The sequence below is a fragment of the Blautia sp. DFI.3.45 genome (assembly GCF_020593505.1).
Classification (GTDB): Bacteria; Bacillota; Clostridia; order Lachnospirales; family Lachnospiraceae; genus Blautia_A; species Blautia_A wexlerae.
Genome location: NZ_JAJDMI010000061.1, coordinates 1 through 16,306 on the forward strand (window position 1 = coordinate 1; position 16,306 = coordinate 16,306).

Genomic DNA, 16,306 nt, shown 5'->3' on the forward strand with positions numbered 1-16,306 from the left:
AGAACTCAAGGCTGCTTTTTCGTTTACACCAACTCCGATTGTTTCCTTAACAGTTTGTAGAAAAGAGAATGGCGACAGCTGTTCTCTTTTTTCATGTATATCTTAATTTAAAATCCCAAAATTAACATTCTTGGCACTGCCCATTGGGCAGTTGCCAAATGTGGGTTGCATTTTTGGTTGCACTTTTTTAGAAAACTGCAGCCAGAAAAAGCTAGTGTTTTGGTGTGCTACCCGTCAAGTAGACAAATTAAATAACGAAAATTTTTTCTTCCCCGGTACAGTTTATGTACCGGGTTATTTATGCAACGTTTTTTAGTTTTTGTTCATGGAATTCCAGTGGTGTAAGCACCCCAAGATTTCGTTGAACTCTTTTGTTTGTGTAGAGAACAAAAAAGACGGGCATTGAAGAAGCCATTGAAACTGAAAAGTTGAAACAGGCACTTGTTGAAGATGAAAACAGTATAAAGAAATATTTTGAAATGTATGCGAAAGCAGATTTTGACGATGAAGATACACGAAATCAGGTGCTTGAATATTTTGTAGATAAGATATATGTGTATAATGACCGTCTGGTGATTACATGGTATTATTCAGATGATAAAACATCTATTGACCTAGATGCATTAACAGAAATTACAGAAACATCTGAATCTAACACGGTAGATAGGGTTTCGACATTGCTACAGTCAGATCCATATACTTTTCTGCCATATGTACTGCCATAGCACCATCTGCAACTGCTGTTACTATCTGACGAAGTAACTTTGTTCTGACATCTCCTACAGCATAAACACCCGGAATACTCGTTTCAGTGTTTTCACCTGCCACAATATATCCTTTATTATCCAGTTCTATCTGATTATCTAAAAAATCTGTTGTCGGTTTTCTTCCTATACTCACAAACAGGCCGTCACATTCTATAATGTTTTCTTCTCCTGTAACTGTATCTTTCAACCGCACACCAGTCAATCGTTCTCCATAAATCAGTTCATTTACTGTATTGTTCCATCGAAACTCTATATTTTCAGTTTTCAACAGCTGGTCATGGTAGATTTTCGTTGCACGTAATGTATCTCTTCGATGAACAATGATGACTTTCTTAGCAATTCGACTTAAAAGAACAGCATCTGATACAGCAGAATTTCCACCACCAACAACCACCACAATCTTATCTTTATAAAACATACCATCACAGGAGGCACAATAAGCAACCCCATGACCTATCAATTCTTTTTCTTTAGCAAGACCAAGTTCTCTTGGATTTGCTCCAGTAGCAATCACTACTGTTTTCCCAATATAAATTCCCGAACTAGTTTCTACTCTCTTAAGCTTTCCTGTTAAATTCATATTAAAAACTTCAGCATATTCACTTTTAGCGCCAAATTTTTCCGCCTGTTTTTGCATTTTCTCTGCCAATGAAAATCCGTCAATTCCATTTTCAAAACCAGGATAGTTATCAATCTGCCAGGTCAATGACATCTGACCACCTGCAGATAATTTTTCTAAAACAATTGTATCAAATCCTGCTCTGGCTGCGTATAATGCTGAAGTATACCCTCCAGGTCCTCCCCCCACGATAATCATATCGTAAACATGATTTTCATTCATACAGCAGTCCTCCTTTTATTTTTCCAATGCTTCATTAATAAAATTCTCTATCATTATTTTTGATTCAGGTGCAACAATAGAATCTATTGCCTTTCCATCTCGATATAAAACCAGCGTAGGAATTATCTCAATCTTTTCAGCTTCTGCAATCTGTGGTTCTTCATCAATATTTACTTTTCCAGCAATAAGAATATCGCTGTATTCTTCACTTATTTTTTCATAAGCCGCTCCAATTCTACGGCAATAACCACACCAAGGTGCCCAGAAATCAACCAAAACCGGTTTTTCTTTATGAATTAATTGTCCAAACTTTTCTTTATTTATATTTATTGATGTCATATTTTTCAACTCCTTCTCCTGTTTGAACTTAATATACCTCATAGAAAGTCTTACTTCAGTGATAATATCACAGAAAAGATAATTTACTTTATTACACTTCTTTTTATTTCTATTTATGGCATATGCCAGTTATATATTTGACGCATCTAAAAAAAGCAAGTATACTATGTTCGTAAAGGAGATAACGGTTATGAACTTCGAAAATTGTTTTCCACTATGGAATGACTTAAATACAACACAGAAAAAAATAATTTCAGACAATTTAATCACACAGTATGTAAAAAAAGGGACAATCATTCACAATGGAAACCTGGATTGCACTGGATTATTACTGGTTAAATCCGGGCAGCTTCGAACCTACATACTTTCAGATGAAGGACGAGAGATTACACTTTACCGTCTGTTCGATATGGATATGTGTCTTTTATCCGCCTCATGTATCATACGCTCCATTCAATTTGAAGTAACCATTGAAGCAGAAAAAGATACTGATCTTTGGATCATCCCTGCTGAAATCTATAAGGGCATTATGAAGGAATCTGCTCCCGTCGCAAACTATACCAATGAGTTAATAGCCACCCGTTTTTCTGATGTCATGTGGCTGATTGAACAAATCATGTGGAAGAGTTTGGATAAGCGTGTTGCTTCATTTCTTTTAGAAGAGACCTCTATCGAAGGAACAAACGAGCTGAAAATCACTCATGAGACGATTGCTAATCATCTTGGTTCCCACAGGGAAGTTATCACTCGAATGCTTCGATACTTTCAAGGCGAGGGTCTCGTCAAACTCTCCCGCGGCAAAATCACAATCCTTGATCCAAAAAGACTGGAAACACTCCAAAGGTCATAAAATCGTTTTTCTGTAACATATAAAGAAGAATCCTCCATTTATCAGAATTATGAAAGTCATTCTAATAAATGGGGGATCTTTTTATATTACGAGAAAATTATAAAAATATTATGATTATTTTTAATAATCCATACCACATGCATATGCCTTTTCAATCAGCGCACGGTCATTGACAACTGCATCATAGAAGCGAAATCCGCCGGAGAAGTTGTATGTTTCATACCCATTTCCTTCCAGAATACGACTGGCAATATAACTTCGCAGCCCACTCTGGCATATCAGGTAAACAGGCTTTCCCTTCTCGATTTCATTGATACGTTCCCTTAGTTCATCTACAGGAATGTTTTTGAATCCATCCATATGCCCCCTGTTAAATTCACCTACAGTTCTCACATCCAGCAACACAACACTTTTATCTCTAGAAATCTTATCCATATCTTCCAGATGCCATTGTTTTAAGGTACCTTTTGCTATATTGTCTATCATGAATCCTGCCATATTTACAGGATCCTTGGCAGAGGAATAAGGCGGTGCATATGCGAGATCCAAATCCTTCAGCTGGGTTGCCTTCAGACCTGCATGAATTACTGTTGCCAGCACATCAATACGTTTATCAACTCCTTCATATCCAATAATCTGAGCGCCAAGCAAACGATAGGTCTCTTTTTCAAAAACCACCTTCATGGTCATCACTTTTCCACCAGGATAGTAACCGGCATGACTCATAGGAGAAAGAATTACTGTATCTACCTCTAATCCTGACTTTTTGGCATTGGTTTCATTGATACCTGTAGTGGCTGCTGTCATATCAAACACTTTTATAACGGAGCTTCCCTGACTGCCCAGGTAACGACTATCACCGCCACAAATATTATCAGCGATGATTCTGCCATGTTTATTGGCTGGTCCTGCCAAAGAAATCAGCGCATCATTACCCGTAACATAATGTTTTACCTGAACTGCATCACCTGCAGCATAAATATCCGGTACAGAGGTTTCCATTCTGTCATTCACTACAATACTTTCCTTGATGCCAAGTTCCAGACCGGCTTCTTTTGCTAATACTGTGTCTGGTGTGACTCCGATTGCCAGAACTACCATATCAGCCTGAAGGGATGGATTATCTTTCAACAGGACCTCCACTCCGTTGTCTTTTTCTTTAAATCCTTCTACCGTATAGCCCAGTACCAGTTTTATCCCATGCTTTCTCATTTCATTATGGATCATGGATGCCATATCCGGGTCAAAAGGGTTCATCAGCTGCTTAGGCCGCTGGACAATCGTAACATCCATGCCAAGCTCCCTCAAATTTTCTGCCAGTTCCAGACCAATAAAACCGCCACCTGCCAATACAGCCGATTTTGGATGATTCTTATTTATATATTCCTTTATCCGAAAAGTGTCTTCTACAGTACGAAGTGTAAAAAGTTTATCAATACCTACTCCGGGAAGTCTCGGCTGTGTTGGCTTTGCACCTGGAGAGAGGATCAGCTTATCATATTTTTCTTCAAATATATCACCATTCTCTAAATTTTTCACTGAAACCGTTTTACGTTCCGGATGTATGGAGATAACTTCATGATGAATTTTCATGTTAATACGGAAGCGTTTAAAAAAACTCTCTGGTGTCTGTAGTGTAAGTTCTTCCGGGTCTGTGATCACGTCTCCAATATAATATGGAAGTCCACAATTTGCATAGGATATGTATCCGGATCTTTCGAACACAGTAATTTCAGCATGCTCATTCAGTCTGCGTATTCTTGCTGCGGCTGTAGCTCCTCCGGCTACACCTCCTACAATTATTACCTTCATCTTATTTTTCCACCTTTCCTGAGTAAGCTGCAATGCCACCGATATTATTTACTTTAGAATATCCCATTCGTTGCAGTATCCCAGTTGCCTGGCGGCTTCGTGAACCGGAATAACAGTATACAAACAGTGGGATATCCTTATTCTTCGCTACAGAAGCAATATTGTCAAGTTGCTGCAACGGCACATTTTTACTTTCTGGTATATGTCCTTCCTGATATTCCTGCGGTGTACGTACATCCAGCAGAACTGCATCACCAGTCCTTTTATATTCTTCTATGCCTTGATTAATATTCGACTGTTTAAAGAGATCAAAAAATCCCATTAGCACACCTCCCTAAAGCATTTCTAAAATCGCATTCTTAGGTCTCGCCCCTGAAACCTGCTGTACAATCTTCCCATTCTTCATAACCACTAAAGTCGGAATGCTCATAATACTGAACTTATTTGCCAGTTCAGGCTCTTCATCTACATTAATCTTTCCAACTTTAATATCTCTACGCTCACTTGCAATCTCCTCTACAATAGGTACTACCATGCGGCAAGGCGCACACCAAGATGCCCAAAAATCTAAAAGAACGGGTTTATCTGAATTCAGTACTTCGTTCTGAAAATTATTTTTATTGATATTAATAGCAGACATTTTACAGTCCTCCTTATCTTTTTGTAGATTTATTATAGTCTTAATTTCATTTATTTTCCGTGATTACATCACCATACCTCATTAACTTAACTTCTTGCCATACCATCTACACTTAATATAACACCTGTAATGTAACTCGCCTCATCTGAAGCAAGAAACACAAACGCATTGGCAATATCTTCTGGCTGTCCAAGACGACGCAATGGAATTCTTTCAATCATAGGTTCGATAACTTCCTTTGGCACGGCCTTCATCATATCAGTTTCTGTAATCCCAGGTGCAACAGCATTAACACGAATACCTTTAGGTCCTAGTTCTCTTGCTAATGATACAGTCAATCCGTTTACTGCAAACTTCGATGCCGGATAAGCAAACCCACTTGGCTGTCCCGAAATACTCACCATGGAAGAAGTTGAGAGAATGACCCCCTTGCCTCTTGCCACCATACATTCTGCTGCTACACGAGTAGTATTAAATACTCCTTTTACATTTAGATCCATGACTTTATCAAAAGTCTCCTCTGTATAATCCATAAATGAGGTGTTTTCTGAAATCCCTGCATTATTTACCAGTATGTCGACACATCCATATTTTTCAGTTGCCTCTTTAAAAGCCTTTCTGACAGACTCCATGCTTGCCAGATTTGGACTAATTCCAGCAACTATTGCATTGGGATATTTTTCTTTTAACTTATCTACAGCAACATCTGCCGATTCCTGTGAACTTGCTGCCAACACAACTGAAGCACCTTCCTTCAAGAATTTATCAGCTGTAGCAAATCCTATACCACGGCTTCCACCCGTAATGATTGCAACTTTATCTTTTAATCTCATTTAGACTACCTCCTTACTTTGTTTGTAGTTACATTATAAGCAAAAGGTAAATCATTTTCTGTGATATCATCACAAACTATCGCAATAAAAAACCCTGTTGCTCACACGCACCAGGGTTTTTGTTTATCTATCCGTATTTAAATAATCAGAATTTTATTCAACTTCTGAAAACTGATCTTTTCCAACATTACATAATGGGCATTCAAAATCTTTTGGAACGTCCTCCCACTTTGTTCCTGGTGCAATACCACCTTCAGGATAACCTTCCTCTTCATCATATTCCCATCCGCAAACGTCACATACATCGATTATATTTAAGAAGATTCATCTACTCTGAGCTGAGTGCTAATTATATTTCTTACATAACTGTTTATTCTTATACATATAAGCATCTGCATCATCCAATAACATCTGCATTGTACACGCCATATCATCGGAGGATAATGCCCATCCGCATGCATAGTCGATTGGTAATTGATTTTCACAACTATTTAATCTCTCTTTTTCTCTTGACAATGATTTTAATATCTCCTTAATTTCCGCCTCGCTCGTATGATAAATAACTGCTATAAACTCATCTCCGCCATATCTTCCAACAAAATCCTTTTCTGGAATGACACTGCACAAGAGCTTTGCGAAATTCAATATCAACTGATCTCCTGCGGAATGTCCCATTGTATCATTTACAGTTTTTAGATTATTTAAATCAAACATTATGCATGCTGTAGAATCTGTAATTATATCTTTTTTATTAAGTAGCTCATTACAGGCATTTTTATTTGGCAGTCCAGTATGGGCATCTACGAATGCTTTTTGTTCCAGCAGTCTGTTTTGCATTGCCATCTGCATTGCCTTTAGAGTCTGCATAATAACCAATATCACCAGACTCAACATATCAAGTGCCGACAAAAGCTCTATGGTACGAATCTTTACAGCGATTTTTTCTGAATAACTTTCTGCGGCAGAGACAGTTTCATCTGCCATCGTAAAATATATTTCACTCATATTAACAATGTCTGTATTTTCGTATCCCTTGTTTCTTACTGCTTCAATTTCTGTTTTTAATTTATCCCAGTAATCACTCTGGATTTGCAGTTTTTCCTGATACTCTTCGTCATTGAGTTTTACCAGGTCATAATGTCCATCCTGATATCTCAATCCAAGAAGAATATCATCCAAATATTTAATTAATTCGTCATTTTGGTTTCCTGTAATTTCTAATTTTATTTCGCGCTGCGTAGCTCCACGTACCAGACCGGCATAATTTATTACGCGTGCTGTTCCCTGCAGCCTACTAATCTGAATCATCATAAAAATAATAAGAACTACCAATATCAATATAAGGAAACTCTGTATAATACCTATTAAATTTTTACTTTTCTTGTTTGTCTTCATTTCATAATTTATCTCTAACCTTAAATAATATTCATTTCAATAACTATGCTATTCATTTACTTTCTCTATATTTTGGACAAATACCTTTAAATATAATATCATAATCGTTATGGTAATGATTTTTTAAGAAAAATCGAATTACTTTATTAAAAAAATACCCATAACAAGTATCTTTTTAACAAGATGTTATCTCTGTTTTCCGTTCAAAAACATATTCTGCATCTGATGATAAATCAGAGCGGAATGAATAGCCTAGTCTATCAAATTTCTTAATATCCTCAGGATTTTCAATTCTGTTTTCAGCCATGAACCTAACCATTTCACCACGGGCCATCTTAGCATATGTACCTTTTGTCACCAGTTTATCTCCTGATAACTCACAAAATGTAATCGTAATGTATCTATCCTGTCGTGTCAGATATTTTTCTATGCACTTAGAGTATTCTTTCGATGCCAGATTGATTATAATCCTGCTGTTATCAATCACTGAGCGGTATAATAAATCTCCCCAGTACTCATACAGATTTTTTGTTTCTCCTATTCCAACCTTCGCCTGCATTTCCAAACGATAAGGCGTCACACCATCCCTTGGTTTTAACACACCATAAAATGCAGATATTATTCTCAAATGATTTTGTACATACTCGAACTGACTGTCCTCAAACACAGATGGAGCCATATATTGAAAAGCAATTCCTTCATATGATAAGACAGCTGGGGTAAGTAAATGATAAAGATCCATGTTTTCCAATCTATTGAAGTTCTGTTCTGTAATTTTGTCATTACATTTCCAAATAGTCTTCAGTTCTTCTTTTGACTTACTTTTCAACCAACTTTGTATCTCTGTCGTCTTTTCAATAAATTCAGGCAATCCATCCGGCGCTATGCTGTCAGTATCTGTAATCATCTTTTTAGCAGGGGATAATATTATCTTCATTAATCTAATTCCTTGAGCATATTTTCAGGATCATCTGCAGCCTTGACTTTATCATTTGCCTTTATAATAATCCCCTGTTCATCAATAAGATATGTGGTTCTTACTACTCCCATAGAGACTTTGCCATAATTTTTCTTTTCTTTCCAGACATCATATGCTTCAATAACTTTACGCTCCGGATCTGCTAATAGCGTAAATGCCAGTCCGTATTTTTCTTCAAATCTCTTGTGAGACGCTACAGAGTCCTTGCTTACTCCGAGAATAACAGCTCCCTTCTCAGTAAACTGTGGATAACGCTCAGAAAAGCCACATGCCTGCTTCGTACATCCTGGCGTATTATCCTTTGGATAAAAATATAAGATCACTTTTTTCCTGCATAATCGCTTAATTTATGCACTTCTCCGTTCTGATCCGGCAATTCAAAATCCGGTGCTTTTATTCCTAACTCTAACATTTACTATTCCTCCGCTTTTGTATTTTTCACCTGTTTTCTTGTTCTTTTATTACCCGAAATCATTTTATGACCAGAATAGACTGCCATAATCATGCATATCAGAGAGCCAAATGCAAAGTATTTGTGTGCTGCTTTTAACCCTTTATATCCTGTATAAAAAGTTCCAATCATTGTGATCAATGCTCCTACTGACCAATATTTATGTGCTTTCATGTAATTCCTCCATTTTTTCAGTGTATTCAATTCTAATTATACGCTACCATATTCCTATGTCAATTTGATAATAGAGCATTCCTATAAAATTTTTCAAAATATCATTGTCAAAACTATGTATTGTTATCCTTTAATTTTTCTTTGAAATAATTGACAAAAAGCTTGCTTTCAGGAGATTACTATTTAATCTCTTTTCCATCTATATATAGTTGAAATTTATCAGGATTATTGACAATATCATAGTCCTTTCCGTATTCTACAGGTCTATATTCGGCTGTCATTACCGATTCCCCGTCTTCAATATCCTCTTTCCATAAATAGATGTGCATATCAATGCTCGTCGCATATCCTCTGTCTGTGGAGAATTTTGTCGAATGAAAAGAATCATCCTTGTACATCTGCAAAAGTTTTCTTGCAAACGCTTCTCTATCCTCAATATCTTCCCTATTTGCGACCACGGTTATATTTTCATCCCGATTTACAGAAAAAGTTCCAACTACATCTGGTTCGCCTTCTTTATGACTGGATTCAAATTTCCCATAAATACTTCCTGCAGCAATTATCAAGATTGCTGTTCCTGAAATTACTGCAATTATCTTTTTCTTCATATTTTTAATTTCCTTTTAATTTTTTTACTGCGTAATTGATTACTTCTTCCGGTATGGGCCTGTCTCCTTTAAGTGTCATTTTCTTCCATTCTTCCTGCACAGCCGGGTCAGGATTATCAAATCCTGCATCTATGGCTATCTGCATTTCTCTGCGTACTTCTTCTGGTGTTGTGTTATACTTTTCTGCAATCTTCTCATATATAGTTTTCTCTCTCATTCATTTTCCTCCGATATATAAGTGGAATTATATCTTGTTCTATAAAATCAATTTAGCATATTTCTGTTGGCATGAAAAGAGACTTTACAACTTAAAATTGGATAAAAAGGACAAAAAAAGAAGAGCTACTTGCTCTTCCCATATAGTAGTAGTAAAATAATATGTCATGCCAGCGCAATATATTACCTAGAATATCGCTATAACAGGAAAGGGGCTGCATTGTGACAGCCCCTAGTTTACTTCATCACGTTGTCTACATTCTGAATGAACTCGTTCCCTGGTTTATTTTAGCATCGGTCTGGATTTTGTTTCATAAAGATAAATTTTGCCACAGAGCGGTCATATGTTTTAATGTGTCCAAACAGCCAGTCGATTACATTTTTCTGTACAAGTTCACTGAACCGATCTGTCGGTCCTTCATACTCCTGAAGGTATTCATACAGTTCCTGAATTGTCTTTCTAAACTCTTCATGTTTTTCATAATGTTTTTCACGCTCTGGATAACCGGATTTTTCCTGAAGCTTTTCCTCTTCTTTAAAATGAAAGTCAGTATATTCATCCAGATAATCCAGCATTTTGATTGCTTTTACTTTGCTGTCGCCATTTTGACAGGCAGTTACAAAGTTCTGGATACGGTCGATCAATTCTTTATGCTGGGTATCAATTGTTTCATTTCCTGTTACTAAATTGTCATCAAAGGTAATGTTTAAATCGTAAGTCATAATTTGACCTCCATTTCTTTTATATGTTCTCTTAGGATCTTTTAATGTCTGGCAGTTTCGTACCTGCATTTTCTGCTTAGTCTTCTACAGGAACGAAAACATCTTTTCCTAATCCGCAGATTGGGCATGTCCAGTCATCTGGAATATCCTCAAATGCAGTTTCTGGATCGATACCAGCGTCTGGATCTCCTACTGCCGGATCATAAATATATCCACATGGTTCACATTCATATTTTATCATAGTCATTTTCCCTTTTCAATGTCGATTTATTTTTGTTACCAAGTTCCTAGCAATTTTTCTAACACTTTGTTTCTTGTATATCTGTATTATACATGATAATTATTCTCTTGTCAATAATAGTAATTATTATTATTATTGTACTTAGCATAAACTGATATTTGAATTGCAAATTTACATATTGTATATATCATGGGAATATTTGAATAAAAAAATGAACTCTATTCATTAAAGACAGAGTTGCTGGAAATTATTTCTCTCCAACAACTTTTTTCGTCTTTAAGTCCTTGAAACACAATACTGTCCAATCAGATTCATCCAACTGTTATATTTATTCTTTTCACACACCTTTCGGCAAATTTCATTTTCCATCAATACACAGAACATCTTATCATAATCAAATGCCCAAACAGCACCATTCACATGGTTTTCCACTGCTTTTTGATCTATGTTCTTTAAACGTGTGACCATTTTTTCAATTTCTCCATTTCTCAAGTTACCGATATTTTTGCAGATAAACCGAAAGAAATTCAACGTTGCATATTCGTCATGCCAATGGAACTCTTCTGGATTGTTTTTAATTTTACTGACTCGCTGCTGTTCTTTGATTATCTGATCAGCTACACCTTTCATCGAATCTTCGTATCTCATATTACTCACCTACTCTTCCTCAACGCCCAGTGACGGTTTAAATCTTTTATCCTTTGCCTGCGGTACCACGATCTCATAAAAATAAAATCCTAAATATCCAAGTGCCTGCTTCTTCATTTTATAAAAAGAAGTCCTGCCTATTCCTAACTCCTGCTGTACTTCCACATCTGTCTTATTATAATGACTGCAAAAACAGGAATGAAGGATTTCACTGAGCATCACACCATTCGGTGCATAGAACTTCACCAGTGTCATTCCACGATAGATCATATCAGACAAGCCATAAATGATCATCAGGTTATTCATTTCCCGGTGCATCTTTGGCACATTCAGCTGATTGTTATAAATGCTCAGATAACTCAATGCATATGCCATATCTTCATTGATTTTCTCCTGGCACTCCATATCCAGTTCTTCCAATACAACCTGGTTTTCTAAAATCAGTTTCTGGTAGCTTCTCATCAGTTCTTTAATATCAGTATAATGTCTTTCGATTGTAACTTCCAGATAATCCTGTGCATGACTTGCCATCTGGAAGGTAATTTCTTTCATTGATTTAATTGCATAATCTCTGTCTGTCATCAGTTTCAAAATCTCCTTATCATCATCACACTAACTGGCGGTCTTTCAGACCAGTTCGCTTTCCCCATGATTTTGATGGGAAGCAATTACTTACTACAACTTGCAGAAGCGGATATCCAAAAGGCATTGTGGGAGCTGCCTTTGCTGACCGAAATCCATCTTCTTATGTAAAACCTGCAGGAATATAAAGGGAAAGTGACTATCCCTGCCGGTTAATAATCCAAATAATATCGTCTATACCAATCTCTCCTTATGCTGTTTTTCTCTCCATAAACCATTTATCCACTTCGTAAAACAAGTGGCTTTCCTGCCCCTGTATCATACAGGTGTACATCACTCCTACACCGCCTGCCTTTCTGCTGGCGCATCGCTCAATTTTCAAAATTCTGTCAATACTATATTTTCTTCCATCCTCCCATGTAAAAAATATGGGAACCAGCCGTCCGTCTTTCCGGAACTCTGCCACTACATCTACATATACTTTGTTCATGCCGACACCTCACTATAAAATCTCGATTGCTCTTGGCGATGCCGGGATTCTGCGGATATATCCATTTTGCTCCAACTGCTTGATTCTGGAAAAAGCAGATGATGTTGATCTTACTCCGATCAGTTTTCCAAATTCCCGGACTGTCGGCGGGTATCCATGCTCCTTCGTATAATTCAAAATACACTGATAACTTTCTTTCTGTTTTCTGGTTAATACTTTTTTCAAATCTATCCCTCCAATTACCCATGAAAATAACTGTGTGGATGGACCGTGTGCGTACCAGCGTCTAAGTGGGATAAGACTTTATTCTGATACATTGCCGCTCGCTGTATACTGAAATATCCAAACCGTCGTCTAATCTCATCTACAGTACGATCCAGCTTCTCTAACTGCTGCAATCCTTTGATTGGCAGGTAAGACGCTTCAACCGGAATTAGTACTTCATCTGATGCAGCCAGTGCATTGATTGTGATCATTCCCAATGATGGCATACAATCAATGATAATTGCATCATATTGATCCTTGATACCATATAAAATCTGTTTCAATACATATTCCCTGCTCATTGCATTTACCAACTGTACTTCCGTACCTGCCAGTCCAATGTTAGAACAGATAATGTCTATTCCTTCTGCCTGATGCCTGATATAACAGTCTGAAGGAATATCTTCATCTTTCATTACTGTATCCATAAGAGCTGTAAGTGTTTCATTACTTTCATCACAATCACGATATCCAAATCCTGCGGATACATCAGACTGTGGATCGGCATCAACGATTAACACTTTCATATTCTTTTGTGCTAATCCTACTGCTAAATTAGCTGTACATGCTGATTTTCCCGTTCCCCCTTTTTGGTTTACAATAGAAATTACTTTTGCCATAATCTTTCCCTTCTTTCTTGTTAAATAAAAAGACTGAATCAGACAGCTGAGATATAAATCTCATGCGAGCTAATTCAGTCCAAAACATATTTTTATTCAATTATCACCGCTTTCGTGGTATAGTAAATACATCTCAGCAGAGTTCTGAAATTCTATTACTTCTGTACTGTGTTATTTATAAAAGAGAGGCCTTTCCTTCATAAATTCGTTGATTGGTTACGAAATTTATTTAGGACTAAATCGCTAGAGCCCTTGTATTATAAGGGGTTCTGCCTTGTGTCATTATAATAACACAAGCACCCCCATTTAAGATATTCATCATCGGTACAGGCATCTGTCTGGTATGGCAGCCGCCAAGATACTGATATAAAGGAACGCGGAGAGCTGCTGCTGCCGCCCTTGCTACTGCCAGGGATACTCCCAGTGCCGCATTTGCCCCTACATTACTTTTATTGTCTGTGCCGTCTGTTTCTATGATTTTTTTATCAATATAGGACTGATCCAGAGCATTTTCTCCAAGAATTGCTTCTGCCAGCTTTGTATTTACATTCTCCACTGCTTTGCGGACACCAAGTCCGGTGTAGCAGCCTTTTTCTCCGTCACGAAGCTCCACTGCCTCGAACTTTCCTGTGGAAGCTCCCGAAGGGACGATTGCCCTTCCCGTATATCCATTTATCCCGATCACACCTTCTCCTACTGTTACTTCTACTTCCACTGTAGGATTTCCTCTGGAATCAAGTACCTGTCTTGCATGAACCCTTCTCACAGGCAGATAACGTAACATATTAGAACCTCCTGATCATTTTAATAAACCGGTAACTGTTCCATATTTTCACAGTTACAGTTAAACCTCAAGTACAGCGTTTCGTAAATAACTATACCAATCGCGTAGGATGCGGATTCGAGTGTGCTGGTATAAAAACGCAGGCGTAGCGGGCTACGCTGAGGCTTTTAGACCTGTGCAATCGGATTCGCAGACAAGTGAGTGGTATAGTTATTTCGAAAACGATGTACTAGTCAAAATACGTCACTGAGAACGGCGTGAACAGTAACGTAATTTGACTTGTATATCTTTACAACCATATTTTTACCCAATATGCTTCCGGCTATGCATTGTCTATATCCATTATTATTTTCAGAATATTTTATCAATACAAATAATTTTAATATTATCTTTTAAATATTTTTGTAAATTTTCTATTTTCATTCTTGACATTTCATTCTTTATCTGTTATATTAAGTTCATAAAACAAAAGGGATTACGAAAAACAAAAAAGTAAAGGAGTGAGACCACCGAAAACATAATCTTTTCTTCATAATTTAAGAAAGCGAGGTACAGACCACCAGAATAGCAAAGTTTCAAATTCATGACTTATAAGAAAGGCAGGTACGGACCACCAAGAACTTAAGCTTTTAAATCCAACTAAGTTTTATAAGTAGTTCCTATCAAACAAGGAAGGTACAGTCCAATGGAAACCTAACGATTTATCTTATTTTGAACGTAACAGTTAAACATTCTAAAGAAGGTACGGTCCAATGGAAATTTAATGATTTACTTTATTTTTAAAGTGACATTCAATCAAAATAAGGAAGGTACAGTCCAATGAAACGTTAACGATTTACCCTATTATAAAACGTAACCGTTCATTTACATGAAGAAGGTACAGTCCAATGAAAACTTAACGATTTACCCTATGAAACTATAAAAGGAAGGTACAGACCAATGGGACAGTAAATTTCATAATTCAAATTCATACAATTTCATAATTTATTTTACAGAAAGTGAGGTATCATCCCTTGGATACAGAATCTTAACAGGAGCCACGATGAAATATAAATCTGTGGCTCTTTTATTTGTCATTCAGCTTCTATAGTTCCCCTCTTTCTCATATATTAAACTAATATCATTCCATTCTGAGGTTAACACTCTCTATGCATCTCAAATACATATCTTCCACTCGGATTTTCTCTTCCAGATTTACCAAGATTTTTCTTCTTTTCTGTGCTTGTGCATTTATAGGTTCCTCTATAGGAAAAATCGTATCGCACAACACTGCCAGACAGACTGCTGCTTCTGCCCAAAGTTCCAACTGGGGACTCAGTTTTCAGGAAGAAGGCAAACGTCCTGTTGGAAATGCAACGATAGAAGAATTGGCTCAGTACAATGCCTTTTTTGCTGAAGATACCGAAGAAAAGAAAATCTATCTCACCTTTGACGCAGGCTTTGAAAATGGAAATACTCCTGCTATTTTGGATGCACTGAAAAAACATCAGGCACCTGCTACATTTTTTGTGGTTGGAAATTTCATTTCGGAAAACAAAGATCTGATCAAACGAATGGAAACGGAAGGGCATATTGTCGGCAATCATACTATGACGCACCCGGATATGTCAAAAATTTCCACAAAAGAATCTTTTCAGAAAGAATTATCCGATGTAGAAAAAATTTACAGGGAAATTACAGGAAAAGAAATGACAAAATTTTACCGCCCCCCACAGGGCATCTACAGTACACAGAATCTGTCTATGGCCAGAGAACTGGGATATCACACATTTTTCTGGAGCCTTGCCTATGTAGACTGGTACCAGGATAACCAGCCAGATCCACAGGAAGCTATTGCAAAACTGACGAAACGGATTCATCCGGGAGCTATTGTACTGCTACACAGCACCTCTTCCACTAATGCACAGATTCTGGATGAACTGTTGGATAAATGGGAAGCGATGGGATATTCCTTTCATTCTCTGAATGAATTATGATCATTTAACATTTTCCGATACTGTTCACACACCACTATCCCGCGAGGTGTTTTGGCATGAATATGCCAAAATC

21 protein-coding genes and 2 pseudogenes are annotated in these 16,306 nt (G+C 37.1%); 2 read left to right on the forward strand and 21 right to left on the reverse strand.

What is annotated here, in order from left to right:
• Positions 1 to 651: 651 nt before the first annotated feature.
• Complete coding sequence (gene trxB / locus LJE09_RS15295) at positions 652 to 1,608, reverse strand: thioredoxin-disulfide reductase (protein WP_055201414.1); 957 nt, start codon at positions 1,606 to 1,608, stop codon at positions 652 to 654.
• A gap of 15 nt (positions 1,609 to 1,623) precedes the next feature.
• The gene (locus tag LJE09_RS15300) at positions 1,624 to 1,947 is read right to left on the reverse strand and encodes a thioredoxin family protein (protein ID WP_005330449.1); all 324 of its coding nucleotides are present in this window, start codon (positions 1,945 to 1,947) and stop codon (positions 1,624 to 1,626) included.
• Between the two features lie 166 nt (positions 1,948 to 2,113).
• Between LJE09_RS15300 and LJE09_RS15305 the strand changes: the two genes are divergently transcribed.
• The gene (locus LJE09_RS15305) at positions 2,114 to 2,797 is read left to right on the forward strand and encodes a Crp/Fnr family transcriptional regulator (RefSeq protein WP_044951848.1); all 684 of its coding nucleotides are present in this window, start codon (positions 2,114 to 2,116) and stop codon (positions 2,795 to 2,797) included.
• 120 nt (positions 2,798 to 2,917) lie between these two features.
• Here LJE09_RS15305 and LJE09_RS15310 read toward each other — a convergent pair whose 3' ends face one another.
• The 19 genes and pseudogenes from LJE09_RS15310 to eno all read right to left on the reverse strand — a co-directional run.
• Positions 2,918 to 4,609, reverse strand: a complete 1,692-nt coding sequence (locus LJE09_RS15310; RefSeq protein WP_008708181.1) for an FAD-dependent oxidoreductase — start codon at positions 4,607 to 4,609, stop codon at positions 2,918 to 2,920.
• A 1-nt stretch (position 4,610) separates the two neighbouring features.
• Positions 4,611 to 4,931: a rhodanese-like domain-containing protein gene (locus LJE09_RS15315; protein ID WP_008708183.1), complete on the reverse strand. Its 321-nt coding sequence runs from the start codon at positions 4,929 to 4,931 to the stop codon at positions 4,611 to 4,613.
• A 12-nt stretch (positions 4,932 to 4,943) separates the two neighbouring features.
• Positions 4,944 to 5,249: a thioredoxin gene (trxA, locus tag LJE09_RS15320; protein ID WP_005421612.1), complete on the reverse strand. Its 306-nt coding sequence runs from the start codon at positions 5,247 to 5,249 to the stop codon at positions 4,944 to 4,946.
• 86 nt (positions 5,250 to 5,335) lie between these two features.
• Positions 5,336 to 6,082, reverse strand: a complete 747-nt coding sequence (locus tag LJE09_RS15325) for an SDR family NAD(P)-dependent oxidoreductase (protein WP_005421611.1) — start codon at positions 6,080 to 6,082, stop codon at positions 5,336 to 5,338.
• 153 nt (positions 6,083 to 6,235) lie between these two features.
• Entirely contained in the window at positions 6,236 to 6,394 is a 159-nt protein-coding gene (locus tag LJE09_RS15330; protein WP_081019007.1) for a rubredoxin, read from the reverse strand.
• Positions 6,395 to 6,427: 33 nt separating this feature from the next.
• Entirely contained in the window at positions 6,428 to 7,477 is a 1,050-nt protein-coding gene (locus LJE09_RS15335) for a GGDEF domain-containing protein (protein WP_008708185.1), read from the reverse strand.
• Positions 7,478 to 7,652: 175 nt separating this feature from the next.
• Complete coding sequence (gene yaaA / locus LJE09_RS15340; protein ID WP_008708186.1) at positions 7,653 to 8,414, reverse strand: peroxide stress protein YaaA; 762 nt, start codon at positions 8,412 to 8,414, stop codon at positions 7,653 to 7,655.
• A pseudogene (bcp, locus tag LJE09_RS15345) lies at positions 8,414 to 8,868 on the reverse strand (thioredoxin-dependent thiol peroxidase). Before bcp ends, yaaA begins: the two are co-directional and overlap by 1 nt.
• 3 nt (positions 8,869 to 8,871) lie before the next feature.
• Positions 8,872 to 9,081, reverse strand: coding sequence for a DUF6219 family protein (locus LJE09_RS15350; RefSeq protein ID WP_008708189.1), 210 nt, complete (start codon positions 9,079 to 9,081; stop codon positions 8,872 to 8,874).
• 179 nt (positions 9,082 to 9,260) lie between these two features.
• Entirely contained in the window at positions 9,261 to 9,689 is a 429-nt protein-coding gene (locus LJE09_RS15355) for a hypothetical protein (protein ID WP_008708191.1), read from the reverse strand.
• Between the two features lie 4 nt (positions 9,690 to 9,693).
• Positions 9,694 to 9,906: a sporulation initiation factor Spo0A C-terminal domain-containing protein gene (locus tag LJE09_RS15360; protein ID WP_008708193.1), complete on the reverse strand. Its 213-nt coding sequence runs from the start codon at positions 9,904 to 9,906 to the stop codon at positions 9,694 to 9,696.
• A gap of 287 nt (positions 9,907 to 10,193) precedes the next feature.
• Positions 10,194 to 10,628 carry a bacteriohemerythrin gene (locus LJE09_RS15365; RefSeq protein WP_008708195.1) on the reverse strand — a complete coding sequence of 145 codons (435 nt, stop codon included), beginning with the start codon at positions 10,626 to 10,628 and terminating at the stop codon, positions 10,194 to 10,196.
• 76 nt (positions 10,629 to 10,704) lie between these two features.
• A complete protein-coding gene (rd, locus tag LJE09_RS15370) occupies positions 10,705 to 10,869 on the reverse strand; it encodes a rubredoxin (protein ID WP_020993356.1) in 165 nt (54 codons plus the stop codon).
• Between the two features lie 276 nt (positions 10,870 to 11,145).
• Entirely contained in the window at positions 11,146 to 11,517 is a 372-nt protein-coding gene (locus tag LJE09_RS15375) for a hypothetical protein (protein ID WP_008708198.1), read from the reverse strand.
• Positions 11,518 to 11,526: 9 nt separating this feature from the next.
• The gene (locus LJE09_RS15380; protein WP_008708199.1) at positions 11,527 to 12,099 is read right to left on the reverse strand and encodes a hypothetical protein; all 573 of its coding nucleotides are present in this window, start codon (positions 12,097 to 12,099) and stop codon (positions 11,527 to 11,529) included.
• A 250-nt stretch (positions 12,100 to 12,349) separates the two neighbouring features.
• A complete protein-coding gene (locus tag LJE09_RS15385) occupies positions 12,350 to 12,589 on the reverse strand; it encodes a hypothetical protein (RefSeq protein WP_008708201.1) in 240 nt (79 codons plus the stop codon).
• A gap of 12 nt (positions 12,590 to 12,601) precedes the next feature.
• Positions 12,602 to 12,814, reverse strand: coding sequence for a hypothetical protein (locus tag LJE09_RS15390; protein WP_020993357.1), 213 nt, complete (start codon positions 12,812 to 12,814; stop codon positions 12,602 to 12,604).
• A gap of 14 nt (positions 12,815 to 12,828) precedes the next feature.
• On the reverse strand, positions 12,829 to 13,473 hold the full coding sequence (locus LJE09_RS15395) for a ParA family protein (RefSeq protein WP_020993358.1): 645 nt from the start codon (positions 13,471 to 13,473) through the stop codon (positions 12,829 to 12,831).
• 298 nt (positions 13,474 to 13,771) lie between these two features.
• Positions 13,772 to 14,257: pseudogene (eno, locus tag LJE09_RS15400) on the reverse strand (phosphopyruvate hydratase); the annotation flags it as partial.
• Between the two features lie 1,148 nt (positions 14,258 to 15,405).
• On the opposite strand from eno, the gene LJE09_RS15405 reads away from it, so the two are divergent.
• Positions 15,406 to 16,233, forward strand: coding sequence for a delta-lactam-biosynthetic de-N-acetylase (locus tag LJE09_RS15405; protein WP_008708206.1), 828 nt, complete (start codon positions 15,406 to 15,408; stop codon positions 16,231 to 16,233).
• Positions 16,234 to 16,306 lie beyond the last annotated feature (73 nt).